We start from the raw sequence: 19,163 nt of genomic DNA, 5'->3' as shown, positions 1-19,163 counted from the left end.
ATGGAATGGGATCAACATATCTCTTTTGAAACCAATACCTATTTCAAAAACAGGGCCCCGGTTTTGTTTTTTCTCCTTTCTAGTGGTGGCAAGATCGTCGAGGCCAACCAATACGCTAAAACCATAGCAGGTCGTCGTTTAATCGGTGAAAATATCCAGGGCTTGATGGTTGACTTTAACGATACGTTTCATTTGCCCGCATTGATAAACGAGCCTTCCAAAGAATATCTGTTCAATATCAGCACTGCATCCGGCCTGCCGCAAAGCTTTTATTTCTCATTTAAAAAGGTCTTAAACCAAATCGTGATGTTCGGGCGGCTGGACACCGAAGAACTTGAAAATATGCGGAAAGAACTGGTGTCCCTAAACCAGGAGCTGAACAATCTTATGCGTGAGCTCCATAAAACAAATGCTCAACTAAAAAGGCTTAATCAAGAAAAAAACCGCTTTTTGGGAATGGCGGCTCACGACCTACGCAAACCCATCAATCTGATCATTTCCTATTCCGAATTTCTCATCGAAGAGGCCAAGAAACTGCTGGACGCGGATCAAATCGGTTTTTTAAATACAATTAACGCATCCTGTGTTTTTATGAAATCTCTGGTGGATGATTTTTTGGACGTAAGCGCCATCGAGGCCGGCAGATTCGAGCTGGACTTGCAGCCGGCACTCATCCATGAGGTCTTGGTAAATAGCCTGCGACTCAATACACTTCAGGCGGATAAAAAAGGGATTGACTTGCAGGTCAATTCCGACGAAAGCTTGCCGCGTTCAGTCCTGGATGCGTCCAAAATAGAACAGGCCATGACCAACCTGGTCTCTAATGCTATTGAACACACAGCTCCCAACAGCCATGTATCGATTTCCCTTTCGTGTGATCAGCAATTTATAACTTTTTCAGTTAAAGATAAAGGCCCTGGAATGGCACCGGAGGAAATGGACAAACTTTTCAAACCTTTTGAAAAAACGAGCACTAAAAAGACTGCGGGGGAAAAAAGCACGGGACTTGGTATGCTGATTACTCGAAAAATAATCGAGGCGCACGGGGGAGAAATATGGATAGACAGCAGAGTGGGTGAGGGCACAACGGTTTACTTCAAAATACCCACACAAAAAGGATATCAGGCAATTTAATGGCTAAGGACCGACATGATTAAAAAATCCAAAATTCTTCTGGTCGACGACGATGCAGATATTCGCTTTGCCACGACACGGGTCCTGAAATCCGCGGGCTACGAGGTTCATGAAGCATCATCGGCAAAGGAGTGCATAGCAGAACTCCGTGCGGACCATCCGGATCTACTGCTTCTGGATGTGGTCCTTCCCGACGGAGATGGTCGCCAGCTCTGCTCGCAGATTAAGGCAGATCCCGATCTGCAGGGGATTTTTGTCGTTTTGCTTTCTGGTATGAAGACGTCTTCCAATGATCAGGTTGAAGGCCTCAACCTGGGGGCAGATGGCTTCATTGCCAGACCTGTTTCAAGTAAGGAGCTTTTGGCCAGGATCCAAGCGATGGATCGCATCAGACTCGCCGAAAAAGAATTGCAAGAAGCCCATGATGCGCTTGAAATACGTGTGAGAGAACGTACCGACGAACTTGCAAAAGTTAATGAGCAGTTGCAAATTGAAATAGAAGAACGCCAACGGAAAGAATCGATTTTGCGTGAAACGCTGGATCGGCTCAACGAAGCTGAACGGATCGGCAACTTTGGATACCGGGTGCAAGATATGAAAACCGGTGAGGAGTGGTGGTCAGAAAATGAATACGCCATCCACGATCTGCCAAAGAACGTGAAGCCGAGTCACGATCTTCGCCTGGAATGTGTTCACCCTGATGATAGAGCTGTTTACGATCGAGAATTCAGAGACGGCTGGGCTTCTGACAGCGAATGGCACTCTTTTGAATATAGGATCGTGAGGAAAGACGATGAAGTTCGTAACATTCTGGCACGTTACCGCTTTGAACGCGATACTCATGGAAATCCGTTGCGCATTTTAGGCACAGATCAAGATATTACGGATCAAAAGATCTCAGAGAAAATATTGGCCCAAAGCAAAGATTTTAATCGTGCGATCCTCATGTCGATGACAGACCATATTGTCGTTTTAGGCAAGGCCGGGCAAATCCTTTCAGCCAATAGCAGCTGGTTTGAATTTGCGCGTAAAAATGATGTGCCCTCACAAAAACTTGTCGGTGAAGGGGTAAATTATTTGGAGGCCTGCCGCCGTGCCTCTGAAGATTCGGACGAGAGCGCGCAAAAGGCCTTAAGCGGCATAGAGGCGGTACTGGAAGGTTCGCAAGATCACTTTGCATTGGAGTATCCTTGTCACTCTCCATTAATGCAACGTTGGTTCTTGATGAATGTCATCCCGTTTAAAGGAGAAAAAGGGGGGGTTGTCATTGCCCACACAGACATTTCCGCACGAAAAAAAGCTGAGATACAACTACGCCAAGCAGAGCTCGACTATCGCACAGTCGCCGATTATACATATGACTGGGAATACTGGCGAGGCCCTGATGGAAATTTCATTTACATTTCACCTTCATGCGAGCGCATCACCGGTTACAGGGCTGAAGAATTTATTGACAATCCCAAGCTCTTAGATCAGATCATTGTGCCGGAAGACAAAAATATCTGGTTTGATCACCGCCAGGAGGCAATTGAAAAGCCGGAACGAGGAGAGATTCAATTTCGTATCCGCACAAAGAAGGGTGAGATACGCTGGATCGAACATGCCTGCCAGGGGGTACGCGATGGGCGAAACCAATTTTTAGGTTTCCGCGCCAGTAATCGTGATATAACAAGAAGAAAACAGTCAGAGGAATCTTTAATTGAAAGCCAAAAAGAAGCCAGATTGCTCACTCGAAAACTGCTGAACGCCCAAGAAACGGAGCGGGCACTTCTTGCCCGTGAACTGCACGACGATATTACCCAAAGGCTGGCTATTTTGAATATCGAGGTGGACGAACTGGAGATGAAACACCCGTCTTTATCCAGGTTTTTAAAGGAAAAACTGCAAAAAATTGGAAAACATCTTGGGGAGCTTTCATCTGATATTCATATGATTTCACGCCAACTTCATCCCTCTATTTTATACGATTTAGGATTGGTTAAAGCGGTTGAGATCGAAAGCAATAATTTTTTTCGAATTTATGGCATATCACCGACTCTGGATCTGGATACGACAATTGAAGATGTTCCCAAAGAGACAGCCATTTGCATATATCGCATCCTGCAGGAGGGATTAAAAAACATCGGCAAACATGCCAGGGCAAAACATATCCAGGTTCGGCTTTACAAAAAAAATGATTCTATCTGTTTATTGCTGAAAGACAATGGTATCGGGTTTGAACACAATTCGACTGTTGAAATGGCAGGAATCGGGCTGGCCAGCATGGCAGAGCGGGCTAGCATGATCGACGCCGATTTTTCTGTTGAATCCGGCCCCGGCAAAGGAACGACCATAAAATTGAAAACGCTTTCACATTTAAATCAGATGAATATGACGAGGTAAACCATGCGCAAGACGCGTATTTTGTTGGCAGATGATCATCAGATCGTTCTTGAGGGGTTGAAAAATCTTCTTGAGCCGGAGTTTGAAATTGTTGGAACCGTTGAGGATGGAAGGGCTCTGGTGGCAGAGGCTCTAAAACTACATCCCGACCTCATTGTGGTCGATATCTCTATGCCGCTGCTTAATGGCATCGAAGCTGTGCGTCAGATTAAAAAAATGGATGAACAGTGTAAAGTCATCTTCCTCACCATGCATCCGGATGTGGTCTATGCTGCTAGTGCCTTTGATGCCGGCGCATCCGGTTATGTCTTGAAGAATTCAGCATCTCGTGAACTCGTAACGGCAATTAAAGAGGCCTTGCAAGGCAAGATATATGTAACGCCGATTATCGCCGGGGAGTTAATGCAAACTTATAAAAAATCCCGCCCCGGTGAAAACTTAATGGTCAGTAAACTTACCGACAGACAAAAAGAGATTTTGCACCTTGTCGTCGAAGGATATTCTGCCAAAGAAATCGCCAATATGCTTTCCATTTCTCCCCGAACAGTTGAAACGCATAAGTACAATATGATGCAAGAATTAAATCTCAAAACCACAGCCGATCTGATTAAGTTTGCCATCAAGAATAATCTCACAACCCTCTGATACGTATTTTTACTGATTAATACGTATTTTTTGCCAGCATATGTCAGTAAATTCTTTTCTCAAAATCTGTAATTCTCCGAATTGATTTCACTCAACGTCTGCGCGATAACCGCTATAGTCAGTTGTCTTAATATTCATATTGCGGCATTGACCTGAGGCGTCCCTTCTAACCATCAATCATATTAGCTCATGTGCGATTTTCTTCAGAAAATTAAGGCAATTCAATGAAAAAAAGAACTGTTTTATTGGCAGACAGGCATATGGCGACACTGGACAGTATCAGAGGATTATTGAAAACCAAGTTCAATTCAATCGTTATGGTATGTGATGAGAAGTCGCTTACAGAGATGCTGCCAAAAATAGATCCGGACCTTGTCTTGCTTGATCAGTCCTTTATCGTTACCCAGGCGCCTGATGTTGTTTCTCTGGTGAATAAATACGATCCGGGCCTAAAAATCATTGTGTTAAGCACATACGAAGAACCGGAGTATATGCAACAATGCATGTCATCTGGCGCTTCAGGATACATTCTCAAGCGGTCGGCAGCAAAGGAAATAATCCAAGCTATTGATAAAGTGTTGAGCGGGGAAACGTACAATACCTTAAAGTAAGGGTTCATTGTTAAGAGAGGGGGGCAGGATGTCGAAAATGAGAAATCCAGCGCGAAAATCCAGACAAAGTCGGGCAAATCCAAACAAGGCTAAGCCAACGAAAATAGACACAAAAGAGGCAGTTGATTCTGCAAATTCGACGAAAAAACCGAATCAGCGGACGAATGTATCTGACCACCCCAATACACTCCGGAGCTATCTGGCGAATATCAGCAAATACCAGCTTTTGACGCGGGATCAAGAGCGAGAGCTGGCTCTAAGACTACGTAAGAATGCTGATCGCCGGGCAACGCATGTGTTGGTGACTTCCAATTTAAGGCTCGTCGTGAAGATCGCCCTGGATTATAAGAGACTCTGGATGCAAAATCTGATGGACCTCATCCAGGAGGGCAATATCGGGCTGATAAAAGCGGTTGAAAAATTCGATCCGGACAAAAATGTCAAATTTTCATATTACGCCTCATTCTGGATTAAAGCGTATATCGTCAAGTATTTAATGGACAACTCTCGCCTGGTAAAAATTGGAACCACACAGGCGCAAAGAAAACTATTTTTCAGACTCAAAAAAGAAAAACAGAAATTGCGGGATATGGGATTTGAGCCGAAGCCAGAGCTTATTTCAAAGCGGTTGGGAGTGCCAAAAAAGGAAGTTGTCGAAATGGACCAGCGCCTCAGCGCGTGGGATGTATCTCTCGATGCGCCTATAACAGATGATTCGGATACCACCAGAATCGAATTCATGAAAGCGCCCGCTGAATCCATTGAAGAAAAAATATCCAAAAAGGAATTTAATGTCATACTTCATCAAAGAATTGCAGAATTCCGAAAAGAAATGAACCAGCGTGAGCTTGATATTTTTGATATGCGCATTTTTACTGAAAATCCCAAGACGTTAGCAGAGATCGGCAAACAGTATGGAATATCAAGAGAACGTGTTCGTCAAATTCAAAAGAACATCATCTCAAATATGAAGGATTCATTCAGGCGCACACTGCCCGATTATGCCGCACACGCTGAAGGCGTTTTCGGGAATTCATAGCGGAGTCGTTTCGCAGAGAAGATGGCTTACAAAAAGGTCTTTAAGGTTGGGAAGACTCCCCGGCATCGATCTTACAAACTTACAAACATTTTAATCCATGGAGGATCTATGAGCATCATCGACAATTTGGTCTCTCACCACGGTGTTTTGCGTCAGCTCTTTAAACAGTCTATGAATGACCCCAAAGTTTTTGACGAATTTATGCGCCACTTGGTCGTTCACCATACCCTGGAAGAAAAATATTTTTATGACATTTTGCAAACCTTCCCTGAGGCTGAGCACGATGCACTGGAGGCGGTCAACGAACATCATATTATAGAACTCATTATCAAGGATGCAGAAGGATTTCCAAATGAACACGAACATTTTCCAGTTAAAATCGAAGGGCTGGGTGAATATACAACGCATCATTTGGATGAAGAGGAGGCTGATATATTTCCAATGTCCCAGGGTGTGATCCCGCCTGAAGATCTTGAAACACTCGGCAAACTTTTTGTCGAAGCCAAGGATAACGCTTTAAACATCAAAGTTCCTGAGGTCCCCGGCGCGATCGCCAATCGCGCTGCCAAGTCCGAAAAAGGGCCTAAGGCCAAAGTAATCGGCGATGCCACCATCACCGCTATGGGGCTGGGCATCGGCGGTCTAAAAACGTAATGGGTGTATCGTTGCAAATCATTATCGCATTCAGTGAAAGGAGATCTAATGGATATTTTAAAAAGAGAACTGGCGCCGATTCCCGCTGAAGCCTGGATCGAAATCGATGAACAGGCGATCAGCAGCCTAAAAGCGATGCTTTCTGCCCGGCAGGTGGTTGATGTTTCCGGGCCGATGGGAACCGATTTTCCCGGTGTCCCTGAGGGGCGTCTTGAATTTCCCAAAAAGCAGCCCAAGGGGGGTGTTTCATGTGGCATTCATAAGGTGCATCATCTTGTTGAAACCCGGATTCCATTTGAGCTGGACATCAGGGAATTGGACAGCGTGGTTCGGGGTGCCAAAGATGTAAACCTTGACAATTTAGAAGATGCTGCCCGGAAAATTGCTCTGTTTGAAGAACAAGTCGTATACCATGGCTTGCCGGAGGCCAATATCAAAGGATTGGCATTGTGTGCTGAGGGTGAATGCCTGACGCTGAACTCAAAACCTGCGCAATTGCTGGAAGCCGTTGCCGAGGGCATCACCGTTTTCGCCGGGCGCTCTATTGAGGGGCCTTATTCTTTTGTCGTGGGACCGAAGCTATGGAAGGTCATGTCGGCCACGCTGCAAGGCTACCCTGTTAAAATGCAGGCTGAAAATATCCTCAACGGTCAGGTGGTTTTGAGTCCCTATCTGACCGGCAAATATGCAAACGAGGCTTTCATGTTGTCACAGCGCGGCGGTGACCTGGAGCTTATTTTAGGCCAAGATCTCGCAGTGGGATATGAGTCGCACACAACCGATACGGTAAAACTGTACTACACCGAGTCCTTTACATTCCGGATTCTTGAGCCTGCTGCTGTCATCCACTACCAGTCTGGCAAATAAGCACGTTTTATTAAACCCGCAGCCCGAACCTGTGAACCAAAAATAAGCCGGATGTCTGCAGCTGCATCGATTGGGACGGCAACAATATGATTCTGACACAAAAATTTGAAAATGATCAAGTCACTAATTGATGCGGATGTTCTGCGATTTTTAAGAATATAGTAAATCGATTTGAATACAAAATAAGCTTAAAATAAAGTCAGATTGGAGGCGTTTATGAATGCTGAAGTTTTTACAGTGTCTGTCGAAGGGTTTGAAATAGTCAATCACATTCTGACACTTGGGTACGCTGCGATGGCAGCCGCCTTGCTATTTTTTATCCTCACCAAAAACAATTGCCTGCCAAAGTACCGGATGTCATCGGTCATATCGGTTGTTGTCATGGTATCGGCATTTTTACTTCTGTTCATACAGAAAGAAAGCTGGACGGCTGCGTACGCCTTCAATGGGCAGGCCTATGCGCTGAAGCCCGGAGCGGATCTGTTCACCAACGGCTACCGGTACCTGAATTGGCTGATTGATGTGCCCATGTTGTTGATCCAGATACTGTTTGTTGCTGAGATCGTCGGGACCGAACGCGCCAAATACATCACCCGGTTTTCATTTTCAGGCTGTATGATGATCATACTCGGTTACATCGGCCAATTTTACGAGCCTGGCCGGCTTAACGAGAATATTTTCTGGTGGGCTTTTTGGGGAATTGTCTCAACGCTGTTCTTTATTTATGTGTTGGTCCTCATCACCCGGGTGATCAATGACGGAAAGGCCCGTATGGAAGACTCCCCGCGCAAGGTATTCGGCGCGATTCTCCCGCTTTTTTACATTGCCTGGTGGCTATACCCGATAGCTTATGCGGCACCGATCTTAATGCAGGCCGGTGTTTCCTATGAGATTACTATTGTGAGCCAGCAGGTTATTTATACCATTGCAGATATCGCTTCCAAGGTCATCTACGGCATTATGCTAACGGTAACGGCTTCAATGCTGAGCGAACAGCAAGGTTTTGCGATTGCTTGATTAATGAGCAGTGTACGTGTAGCCGATGAGGCTGTTAAATAAAACTGGGGTCAACCAGGTGACAAATTGAAAATACGATTCATCTCATCTGTTGTCCAGCCATGTGGAAGGCTGCGAGCATGACTTTGACAATGGTCCATTGTGACACTGACGATGCGCTTCATGCTGTCGTTGTCGGGGCCGGATTCGGCGGAATGGCCTCGGCTTTGAGGCTCAGGGCGTTGGGGTATCGCGTTACCCTCATTGATCGGATGAAGCGCCTGGGAGGGCGTGCGCAGGTTTTCAAAAAGGACGGCTTCACATACGATGCCGGCCCCACTGTGATAACGGCTCCGTTTTTGTTCGAGGAGCTGTTCTCACTTTATAACGAAAACCTTTATAATTATGTCGATCTAAGGCCGCTTGATCCGTGGTATCGTATCGTTTTTTCAGATCGAAGGGAATTCAACTACGGTGGAACGGTAGAGGACACATTGAGAGAAATCGAGCGATTTAATCCGGGTGACCGTAAAGGGTACCTGCGATTGCTTGATATGTCTCGCAAGATTTTCGACGTCGGTTTCGATCAACTGGCCGATAGACCCTTCCATCGCCTTTCTGACATGGTCGCCCAGGTGCCGAAACTTATGCGTCTTCAAAGCTACAGGAGCGTATACGGGATGGTGTCGCGCTATATCCGGGACCCTTACCTGCGCCAGATATTCAGTATTCACCCTCTATTGGTCGGCGGCAATCCGTTTGACACAACTTCGATATACACCTTGATCCACTATCTTGAGAGGCGGTGGGGCATACATTACTGCATGGGAGGGATGGGCTTTTTGATTGATGCGCTTGGCGACTTGATGCGCCGCCAAGGTATCCATTTGCGGCTCGGCACAACTGTTGAGCGAATTGTGAATAAAAATCAACGTGCGGGCGGGGTCATCATCGAAAATAACGAGCAGTTGCGATCCGACATTGTCGTCATGAATGCTGATCCTCCATACGTCTACACGCGTATGATGCCGGAAGACCACGATAGTCCCGTAATTGATCAACGCATCAAACACATGACTTACTCAATGGGCTTGTTCGTGCTTTATTTTGGGACTTCCCGCCGGTACGATGAGATAGCGCATCATACCATCTGGCTGGGGCCACGGTTCAAAGGGCTACTCAAGGATGTTTTTGACCACAAGCGCCTGGCAGATGATCTCAGCCTTTATCTTCACCGTCCCACCGCAACGGACAGGACCATGGCGCCGGAGGGATGCGACAGTTTCTATGTTCTTTCTCCGGTGCCGAATCTTAAAAGCGGAATAGATTGGCGGCGCGTGGGTGACAGGTATCGAGACCGCATTTTGGATACTCTGGAATCGCATTTGCTTCCCGGTCTGAAGCGCCACATCGTCCACTCATTTTACATGACTCCGCTTGACTTTGAGCGAAATTATCTCTCCCTGTGGGGAAGCGGCTTTTCCATTGCGCCCAAATTCACCCAGTCGGCCTGGTTTCGGTTCCATAACAAAAACAAGCGGCTAAAGGGCTTATATTTTGTCGGCGCCGGCACCCACCCCGGCGCCGGCCTGCCCGGTGTGCTCAGTTCGGCCAAGGTATTACAGAACGTGATTGATCATCGGCATATCCGTTATGTGTCAGATTAAACAGAAAGGTATCATCAATGGAAATCCACTCATGTGCAGCACCCTATAGCAGAATCAATCATCAGGGCAGCGCCCAAAAGACAATGGCGCGTCATGCCAAAAGCTTTACCTGGGCTGCTAGTCTGTTTTCTCGCCAAACAGCGGCTGACGTCGCCGTTTTATATGCATTCTGCCGATACGTAGATGATATCGCTGACCATCAAACAGCATATGTTGCCGGGCACAAATTAGGTAACATCCGCTCCGATCTAAACGCCGCCTTCAGTTGCCAGCCGGATGTGCAGGCTTTCATAGATTTGGCGCAACAAATTGGAATCGACTCCCGGCTTCCGCATATACTCGTCGACGCCATCAAATCCGACACCGGCAAAGTTAGAGTAGAATCATGGGACGATTTGATTCGCTATGCATACGGTGTGGCTTCAACAGTGGGCTTAATGATGTGTGGCGTCATGAGGGTCAAGGATCCGGTTGCCCTGCCGTTCGCCGTCGACCTGGGCATAGCGATGCAATTGACCAACATTGCAAGAGATGTCGTCGATGATGCCCGCAACGACCGTATTTATCTGCCGCATGAAATGCTGGGAATAGATGTCGAGCCGCACCACATTTTAAACGGCAGGCCCGATATCAGACGGCGAATCACCAATGCCAGAGAACAGCTTCTTGACCGTGCTGCACAGTATTATCGAAGCGCTGATAAAGGAATGCGATTTATCCCGTTTCGCGCACGTTTAGCGGTAATTACTGCAGCGCGTCTTTACGAAGCCATTGGCCTGCGTATTCGGTCAGAAACTATTTGGGGCAGCAGGGCTTTTGTCAGAGATTCGGAGAAAATATGGCGAACTCTTTGCGCTGTCGGCAGCGTGCTGTTTAACCCGTTTTACTGGAACGCCGGTCGTCAGCCGCATCATGATATGAAATTGCACCGGGCGCTCAAAGGGCTGCCTGGAACCCATAGAGGTTATTGATGGAAAGGGTTTATGATGTCGCCATTGTCGGTGCGGGCTGCTCCGGTCTGTCGCTGGCGGTCGAGCTGGTTCACGCATTATCTGGCGATCGGCGCATTGCTGTGCTCGAACCCCGCCGCTCGTACCATTTTGATCGCGTCTGGTGTTTCTGGAAGACTGCAACGCACCGGTTTTCGCACGCTGTCGGCCATGAGTGGCGCCAATGGAAGGTCCGGTTCGGCCGACGTGAGCTGATGCAGGCATCTTCGCAATTTCCCTATCAGTGTCTGCCCGCTGATGCCTTCTATGAAGCTGCTTTGGATACCATCAACCGGTCCCCATCGACCGATCTTTTCCTTCAAACGGCCGTAACGGATATCGTTGAAAATAAGAGTGATGTTTGCATTTCGACAAACAGGGGTACCTTCAGAGCGCGGATCATGTTTGACGGCAGAAATGATGGTCATCAACTATCAAAATTGGGTTGTCTTCTACAGCATTACACCGGTCAAAGAATACGAGCTCACAGACCGGTATTCGACAGCAGGACCGTCACACTCATGGACTTCGACGTTACACAGCGCCACGGCATAACCTTTGTCTACGTGCTGCCTTTTTCTGAGAGCGAAGCGCTTGTCGAACCCACCGTGATTTCTCATTTGCCGCTTGAAACCGACGTATATATTAAATTGATCAGAGATTATTTGAGTGATCGCTTTGACCTGAACAACTATGAGGTTCTATTTCAGGAGCAAGGCGTTATTCCCATGACAGCGGAACTCTCGCCGCCGAAAATGCCGACGCGTTTGATACCTATCGGCACAGCGGCAGGGATGGTAAAAGGAAGCACAGGATACGGCTTTCTTCCCATTCAAAAGTGGAGCCGGGCAGTTGCCGGGGATATCGCTGCTGGTCGGCATCAGCGGCTGCCAAAGCCACGTCCATGGCTGTCTACCTACATGGACAGGATTTTTCTTTCATTTTTAGCGGCGCATCCATCAGAAGCACCGGAGGTATTTTTTCACCTTTTCCAGCGCGTGCCGGCTGACCGGCTGGTGCGGTTCTTATCCGATAAGGCATCGGTTATCGATATTTTTCGGGTAATTGCAGCAATGCCGAAGCGCCCTTTTATACGCCAGGCAGGACGGGTTAGCCTTGCTGGAGGCACAGCGTCGTGATCGCTCGGATGACATCTCGCAGTTGGTTGGCTCGCCACGCATTTGCATTTAGCTGCATTGGCGTGGTTGCCATTATCGGAAGCGTACTTTTTGGACCCGGTTCGACCGAACTGCACATCAAGCTGCTCATCGTTTTGTTGCCCTTTGTGGGGATTCCGCACGGGGCGCTTGATTACGCCCTGGCTAAACAATTTCTGCAACCGCGAATCGGAAAAGCCTGGGCGCTTTACTTCTTGACGGCTTATGTGCTCACTATGGCAATTGTGCTGGTAGCGTGGTGGATCCATCCAACTGCCAGCTTTGTTGCATTTCTTGCCCTGACGCTCTACCATTTCGGGGCGGGCGACAGCTTAGCAACACACTCAACCCCGCTGTTGGTCCGCATCGCTGAGATTCTCGCCCGTGGCGGGCTTGTGCTGACATTGCCAGCCGTATTTAACCGGCAGGAGATTTTGCAGCTGTTTTCATATCTGATTTCGGAGCCGGGCGCCCGAAGCGTGGTTTCAATGCTGGTCGCAATCATGCCCGTTTTTGTTGTCTGCCTGCTTGTATGCATAACCTGGGCCGGGTTCCAATTCATTCGCCGCAAAGAGCTGCTTTTTTTGCTGCCAGCCATCGAGCTGGCGGCACTGGCAGCACTTTTTTGCATCCTTCCGGCCCTGCTGGCCTTCGGCGTCTACTTTAGTTTTTTGCATTCTATTCGCCACATGCTCCGGCTGTCGGGCAATACCGCATCGGGCTCTGCCTTGTCTGCCGTCGCCGGTATGATGCGAATGGCGCTGCCCGTCACCGCGGCGACTCTGGCGCTGGGCGGATCGGCCTATTTGTTGCTCAGCGGTGTCAGCTTCGACATGCCCGAACTGGTCCGTGTCATCTTTATCGGCATCGCCTGCATGACCTACCCGCACGCGCTGGTCGTTTCACTGGCGGAGCACGCGGGTGCCATCCCGATTCAGTGTAAGGTGCCCGCCAAAATGAAAATGGAATTGCCGCACTAGTATTTTTATAGCTTGCAGCTTGTAGTTCAGTGACCGACGTACTGACATTAAGGCGATGTGGTTAGCGCTATTATGATTGCAACCAGTTCCAGCAATATCTCCTTCTTTTGGGGCTGGGATTCGGAGGCACGGTTCGATTGTTATTTTGATTGCATGTTTTGCTCTGCGCTAATGGCTCGATTTCATTTTTTATCTGATTGCAACGGCATTGGTTCTTATGGCGGAGTTATTTAACAGTACGATCGAAGCGTTAAGCGATTTTGCTGAAGTCAGGAAAAATGAAAAGATCAATGGACGTTTTATTGCACGCTCTCTCTTGACCACCGGGTATCCCGGCATAATGTTTTTACTTTATAAAACTCATTTAACTGGCAGAAGAATTGAATGACGCACAGTAGCAGACAAGACCGCCCTGACGCCGGGTGGAAATTCGACAACAGCTACACGATGTTGCCGGAGGCTTTTTATGTCCGGTTGAATCCAGTCCCGGTGCGCACACCGAAACTCGTGATTTTCAACGTGGCGCTGGCGCAGTGTTTAGGGCTGAATCCTGATGTCCTAATGGGCGACGAGGGCTCCGCCGTTTTCTCGGGCAACAAAATTCCCGAGGGGGCCGAGCCTCTCGCTCAGGCTTATGCCGGGCATCAATTCGGCTTTTTCACCATGCTTGGCGATGGGCGGGCAATATTGTTGGGCGAGCAAGTGACGCCGAAAGGTGCGCGCTTCGACATCCAGTACAAAGGGTCTGGCAAGACCCCGTTTTCGCGGCAGGGAGACGGGCGGGCTGCCTTGGGGCCGATGCTTCGGGAATACATCATCAGTGAGGCCCTGCACGCACTGGGCATACCGACAACCCGCAGCCTCGCGGTGGTGACCACAGGTGAACCGGTGTTGCGTGAAACTGCCCTGCAGGGGGCAATTCTCACCCGCACGGCGGCTAGTCATATCCGCGTGGGCACTTTCGAGTATGCGGTGGCGAGGGGCAAGCCCAACGAAATCCGTACGCTGGCCGATTACACAATCCGTCGCCACTTTCCTGATCTGACCACGAACGGCAATCCTTATCTTGCTTTGCTTGGGGCCGTCATGGAGCGGCAGGCATCCCTGGTAGCTCGCTGGCAGCTGGTTGGCTTCATCCACGGCGTCATGAACACGGATAACATGGCCCTTTGCGGTGAAACCCTCGATTACGGTCCCTGCGCGTTCATGGACGCCTGCGATCCGAATACCGTTTTCAGTTCCATCGATCACAGCGGTCGATACGCTTACGGTCAGCAGCCGCAGATCGCCCAGTGGAACCTTGCCCGGTTTGCTGAAACGCTGTTGCCGTTAATTAACAAGGATCCGCAAGAGGCCGCATCGATGGCAAACGAGAAAATCTATGGATTTTCAGACATTTTCCGTCATTACTGGCTGGCGGGCATGCGGGCCAAACTGGGACTGTTGAATCAGGAAGCGGACGACGGCGCCCTGGTGGAGGACCTGCTTGATTGCATGCATCGACAAGGGGCGGATTTTACCAACACCTTTCGCGACCTATCATCGGGTTCCTTGCCGGAAGCCTCTGTTTTCCGGGCCCCGGATTTTAAGCAGTGGTTCGCGCGCTGGCAGGCCCGGCTAAAACGGCAACCCGATTCCTGGGAGGCAGCCTGCCGGCTCATGCACACCCACAACCCGGCGGTCATTCCCCGCAACCACCGTGTGGAAGAGGCATTGGAGGCGGCTGTGGAGCGGGCCGATTTTACGGTCATGGAAAAACTGCTGGGTATTCTGTCCCAACCCTATCAGGATTTGCCGGAAAAGGTCGACTATCACCTGCCACCGCCGCCTTCGGCACAGCCCTATCGAACCTTTTGCGGGACGTGAGGCCATCGACATTTGCCACCCGTTACAGACCATCCTGCCGGTTGTCTTCAGGGGGGTCCTTTACTTTAAAGCCATACAATTACTGTTGACCATTTAATGTGGTTTGTGCCGAACTATCAGACGCATAGCTAATTTTAAGGGGAGCGGGGCGACTCTTGATCGCTAACCGGCTCAAGGCGTATAAGACTGCCGTTGGATTCGTCAGTCAGCACATACAGCAGCTCGTCGGGCCCCTGGCGGACATCCCTTACCCGCTGGCCGATACGCAGGGCAGACTGGCCGACAACCTGGCCGGCCTCATTCAGGTCGATGCGCCGAATGTCCTGGGATTTCAGACCGCCCACAAACAGGTCTCCCCTCCATTTTTCAAACTGCTTGCCGGTGTAAACCACCATTCCGGAAGGTGCAATGGCCGTCATCCACACCGCCACAGGATCGACCATGCCGGGTTTGGATGTGTGCGGCGATATTTTGGACCCGTCAAAATATTCACGACTGAAGGTTACTGTTGGCCAACCGTAATTTTTGCCCGCCTGGACGAGATTGAGCTCATCGCCTCCCAAAGCGCCGTGCTCTGACGCCCAAACCATCGAACGCAGAGGATCGTATGCCATTCCCTGAATATTGCGGTGGCCATAGCTGAAGATCGCTGGTTGGGCATCGGCAGAGTTGGTAAAAGGATTGTCCGGCGGAACAGAGCCGTCATCTTTCAAACGCAGGATCTTTCCCAAATGGCTCTGGCGGTTTTGCGCTTGCTTGCGAATCCAATCGCCGTCCAGTCTGACCGGCGGATTCCCCCCGTCGCCGATGGAAACAAGCAAGGTTTCGTCTTGCAGCCATAGCAGGCGTGAGCCGAAATGCTGGCCGCCGAATTTGTTGGTCGCCACTTCAAAAATCACCTGCCAGTTTTTAAGCTGGTTACCGTTTAAAACAGCAGCTGCCACGCGGGTGCGATTGGCAATTTTATTGCCATGCGCATAAGTGAAGTAGATTCGGCGGTTTTTTTCAAATCGGGGGTGCAGACTGACATCAAGCAGTCCGCCCTGCCCGGAATCAAAAACCTCCGGAACTCCGGCAATCGAACCAGAAGCAAGCCGGCCATCCTGCACCCGTCGCAGCCTTCCCGGTCGCTCGGTAACGATTATATCACCGTTGGGCAGCCAGGCCATGCCCCAAGGATGCTCCAGCCCCTGTAGAAGCGCTACGGCACGAAAACCCCTCTCGGCCGGGACATCACTTTGGGTGATGTAGGATTTCGCCAGAAGCAGATCGGTGCACATTACCAGAGAAAAAAAGAGTATTGCAAAACTCAAACGCGGTTTCATAATGGACCCCTCTACGGTTTTGATTTTTTTTGCTTCCTGCGCTGACGAAGCGCCTTTTCAATTTCCACCAGAAAAAAGACCAGCAAGGCGAAGCCCAGTATTTTAGCCCAATCCGCCAACCCAATGGGAGCACTCTTGAATATAAAATTAGCTTGGGGCAAATAAGTGAAAAGCATCTGCAAAATCACCATAACCGCTACACCGGCGAACGCCCAGGGGTTCGTAAATAATCCGATGCGCAATACAGAATAATTTAAAGAGCGGCTGTTGAACAGATAAAAAATTTCGGTAAATATAAACACGTTTACCGCAATCGTGCGTGCCCGATCAATATCCATTCCGCGCAATTCCGCCAATTCGAACAAACCAAAACCACCTATCAACATCAAAAACCCCACAAAAAAAATGCGGAAAACCAATTCCCCGGTCAAAATAGGCAGCTTGGGATCGCGCGGCGTACGCTGCATGATATCCGATTCCCGCGGCTCAAATGCCAGCATTAATCCGAGCAGCACGGCGGTGCTCATATTTATCCACAGAATCTGTATCGGCAGGATCGGCAGTGTCACACCCGCGAAAACAGCTGCAAGTATGACCAAACCTTCACCGAGATTTGTCGGCAGCGTCCAGACTATAAATTTAATTAGATTGTCAAACACGCTTCTGCCTTCCTCGACGGCGGCAACAATAGTGGCAAAATTATCATCCAACAGCACCATATCCGCTGCTTCCTTGGCAACCTCAGTGCCTTGATGCCCCATGGCAACGCCGATATCGGCCTTGCGGAGCGCCGGTGCGTCGTTGACCCCGTCGCCCGTCATGGCAACAACATGTGATTCTTCCTGCAAGGCCTCCACCAGCCGCAGCTTCTGCTCCGGCGTCACTCGTGCAAACACAAATGCGCTATTTGCAACTTCGGTGAGGCGCTCGTCGTTCATCTCAGCCATCTCAGCACCTTGGACAACAGGCTGCTGTCCGTCTTCGGAGGGGTCGTACATTTGGATTTGATTTGCAATGGCTTCAGCGGTCAAGGCATGGTCACCAGTGATCATTTTCACTTCAATGCCCGCTCGCCGGCATCTCTCCACCGCCTTGTACGTGCTTTCCCGCGGCGGATCCATCATTGCCTGGAACCCGAGAAAAATAAGATCATTCACTTTTTCCGCCCGTTCGATTCCCTGATCGTCACTGAGCGGTTTGGATTTGGCGAAAGTCAGTACCCTCAGGCCTTTAGCGGCGAGATCTGTTGCCGCCTGAGATATATCGGCGTGATTCAACCCGATCAGTTCGCCATTTTTGTTCAGTGTTGATGTGCAGCGGTGCAACATCGTCTCGAGGGCGCCTTTCATGTAGATGCAGCGTTCGCCAGTATTCGGGTTCGAATTTAAGGTGGCCATGTACTGTCGACCGGAATCAAATGGAATTTCGTCATCGCGAGGGAGGTTTTTGCGAAGCAGCTCGAGATCGATACCGGCCTTGACTGCCGCGACAATCAGGGCTCCTTCAGTGGGATCGCCGTCTATTCTCCATTGCCCTTCATTTTCCGAATACATACTATCATTACACAATACACCACAAATCAGGCATTCGCGGAAGGACTCGGAATCAAGGGCGGAGGCGTCCCCTCCAATGGGTTTGATTTCTCCATCAGGGTTGTAGCCGGACCCGTCCACAGAATAACTGCCCGCTGCCGTGAAGATCTCCTGCACCGTCATTTCATTCTGGGTCAGGGTACCGGTTTTGTCGGAACAGATGACTGTCGTACTACCGAGTGTTTCGACTGCTGGAAGCTTTCGGATGATGGCCTGACGTTTGGCCATACGAGACACCCCCATGGCCAACATGATGGTTATGGCCGCCGGCATACCCTCAGGGATCGCGCCTACTGCAAGGGCAACGGCAGCCAGAAACATGTCAACCAGCGGTTCACCGCGCCACAACCCCACAAAGAAAGTCAAGCCTGCCAGCAGTAAAATGACGACCAGCAGGTAGCGGCTGAACTGGGTGATTTTGCGCGTCAGCGGCGTCTGCAGTTCGGTTGCGGTCGAAATCAGCTTCGAAATGCGACCCACTTCGGTTTTGTCTCCGGTGGCCGTCACGATACCCGTCGCTCGGCCATAGGTCACCAGTGTTGAGGCATAGGCCATGTTGATGCGATCCGCCAATGGCAGGCTGCGGTCCAAAGAATCATGCACTTTGTCAACCGGAACAGATTCGCCGGTCAAGGCAGATTCGTCCACACGCAATGTATGAACATCGAAAAGGCGCATGTCGGACGGCACTTTCTCGCCGCTTTGCAGCAGAACAATGTCGCCAGGAACAAGGACCGCCGCATCCACTCTCTCCTGCCGGCCGGATCGAATGACCGTAGCTTCGGTCTTCATGGACTGCGCCAGAGCTTCAATAGCCGCCACGGCTTTTGACTCCTGCAGAAAGCCGATGATGGCGTTGATCAGAATGACGCCGGCTATAAAAGAGGACTCAACCCATTCCTGCAGAAAAATGGTCACCACAGCAGCGGCAATGAGGATGTAAACCAGGGGCTGGTGAAATTGCTGCATGAACAGCAGCAGTGGATTTTGCTTCTTTTTCGGTGTGAGGATGTTGGGGCCGAAATGCGCCTGGCGGCGACGTGTTTCAAACTGGTCAAGACCGAATTCCAGATTGCTGTCAAGAAAACGAGCGGCATTTTTGGGGTCTGTTGCATGCCAGTGTCGGCTAAAAAGTGTCTCCATTCAAAAAACTCCTTGTCATCAGTTGTAGCTGGTATTTTTCGTTGAGATAAAGTTGAGCCCATATGCATTATAAGATGGCCACTGGACACCTTGTTTCTGAGTGTCCGGTTCTGCCA

Annotated in this window: 15 protein-coding genes; 13 read left to right on the top strand and 2 right to left on the bottom strand. The window is 49.6% G+C overall.

Annotation, left to right across the window (positions count from 1 at the left end; genetic code table 11):
• The 13 genes from QNJ26_14130 to QNJ26_14070 all read left to right on the top strand — a co-directional run bounded on the left by QNJ26_14130 (nucleotide 1) and on the right by QNJ26_14070 (nucleotide 14,987).
• Nucleotides 1–1,134, top strand: coding sequence for a HAMP domain-containing sensor histidine kinase (locus tag QNJ26_14130; GenBank protein ID MDJ0986676.1), 1,134 nt, complete (start codon nucleotides 1–3; stop codon nucleotides 1,132–1,134).
• Nucleotides 1,135–1,149: 15 nt separating this feature from the next.
• Complete coding sequence (locus tag QNJ26_14125) at nucleotides 1,150–3,516, top strand: PAS domain-containing protein (protein MDJ0986675.1); 2,367 nt, start codon at nucleotides 1,150–1,152, stop codon at nucleotides 3,514–3,516.
• A gap of 24 nt (nucleotides 3,517–3,540) precedes the next feature.
• A complete protein-coding gene (locus QNJ26_14120; protein ID MDJ0986674.1) occupies nucleotides 3,541–4,161 on the top strand; it encodes a response regulator transcription factor in 621 nt (206 codons plus the stop codon).
• Nucleotides 4,162–4,385: 224 nt separating this feature from the next.
• Nucleotides 4,386–4,772, top strand: a complete 387-nt coding sequence (locus QNJ26_14115; protein ID MDJ0986673.1) for a response regulator transcription factor — start codon at nucleotides 4,386–4,388, stop codon at nucleotides 4,770–4,772.
• 37 nt (nucleotides 4,773–4,809) lie between these two features.
• Nucleotides 4,810–5,811, top strand: a complete 1,002-nt coding sequence (locus QNJ26_14110) for an RNA polymerase factor sigma-32 (GenBank protein ID MDJ0986672.1) — start codon at nucleotides 4,810–4,812, stop codon at nucleotides 5,809–5,811.
• Nucleotides 5,812–5,919: 108 nt separating this feature from the next.
• On the top strand, nucleotides 5,920–6,465 hold the full coding sequence (locus tag QNJ26_14105; protein ID MDJ0986671.1) for a hemerythrin domain-containing protein: 546 nt from the start codon (nucleotides 5,920–5,922) through the stop codon (nucleotides 6,463–6,465).
• Nucleotides 6,466–6,513: 48 nt separating this feature from the next.
• Entirely contained in the window at nucleotides 6,514–7,332 is an 819-nt protein-coding gene (locus QNJ26_14100) for a family 1 encapsulin nanocompartment shell protein (GenBank protein ID MDJ0986670.1), read from the top strand.
• Nucleotides 7,333–7,548: 216 nt separating this feature from the next.
• Nucleotides 7,549–8,349 (top strand): bacteriorhodopsin, encoded by an 801-nt coding sequence (locus QNJ26_14095; GenBank protein MDJ0986669.1) that lies wholly within the window; start codon nucleotides 7,549–7,551, stop codon nucleotides 8,347–8,349.
• A 119-nt stretch (nucleotides 8,350–8,468) separates the two neighbouring features.
• Nucleotides 8,469–9,995 (top strand): phytoene desaturase family protein, encoded by a 1,527-nt coding sequence (gene crtI / locus QNJ26_14090; protein MDJ0986668.1) that lies wholly within the window; start codon nucleotides 8,469–8,471, stop codon nucleotides 9,993–9,995.
• A gap of 17 nt (nucleotides 9,996–10,012) precedes the next feature.
• A complete protein-coding gene (locus QNJ26_14085) occupies nucleotides 10,013–10,966 on the top strand; it encodes a phytoene/squalene synthase family protein (protein MDJ0986667.1) in 954 nt (317 codons plus the stop codon).
• Nucleotides 10,966–12,123 carry a lycopene cyclase family protein gene (locus QNJ26_14080; protein MDJ0986666.1) on the top strand — a complete coding sequence of 386 codons (1,158 nt, stop codon included), beginning with the start codon at nucleotides 10,966–10,968 and terminating at the stop codon, nucleotides 12,121–12,123. Before QNJ26_14085 ends, QNJ26_14080 begins: the two co-directional genes overlap by 1 nt.
• A gap of 8 nt (nucleotides 12,124–12,131) precedes the next feature.
• Nucleotides 12,132–13,121: a Brp/Blh family beta-carotene 15,15'-dioxygenase gene (locus QNJ26_14075; GenBank protein ID MDJ0986665.1), complete on the top strand. Its 990-nt coding sequence runs from the start codon at nucleotides 12,132–12,134 to the stop codon at nucleotides 13,119–13,121.
• A 384-nt stretch (nucleotides 13,122–13,505) separates the two neighbouring features.
• On the top strand, nucleotides 13,506–14,987 hold the full coding sequence (locus QNJ26_14070; protein ID MDJ0986664.1) for a YdiU family protein: 1,482 nt from the start codon (nucleotides 13,506–13,508) through the stop codon (nucleotides 14,985–14,987).
• Nucleotides 14,988–15,121: 134 nt separating this feature from the next.
• Here the strand turns inward: QNJ26_14070 and QNJ26_14065 are convergent, their stop codons facing one another.
• Nucleotides 15,122–16,312 carry a PQQ-dependent sugar dehydrogenase gene (locus tag QNJ26_14065; GenBank protein MDJ0986663.1) on the bottom strand — a complete coding sequence of 397 codons (1,191 nt, stop codon included), beginning with the start codon at nucleotides 16,310–16,312 and terminating at the stop codon, nucleotides 15,122–15,124.
• Nucleotides 16,313–16,323: 11 nt separating this feature from the next.
• Nucleotides 16,324–19,047, bottom strand: coding sequence for a cation-transporting P-type ATPase (locus QNJ26_14060; GenBank protein ID MDJ0986662.1), 2,724 nt, complete (start codon nucleotides 19,045–19,047; stop codon nucleotides 16,324–16,326).
• Nucleotides 19,048–19,163: the final 116 nt, after the last annotated feature.

The sequence above is a fragment of the Desulfobacterales bacterium genome (genome assembly GCA_030066985.1).
Taxonomy (GTDB): domain Bacteria; phylum Desulfobacterota; class Desulfobacteria; order Desulfobacterales; family JAHEIW01; genus JAHEIW01.
Note: the sequence above shows the minus strand (reverse complement) of the source record. Positions and strands in the feature narration are given on the sequence as shown.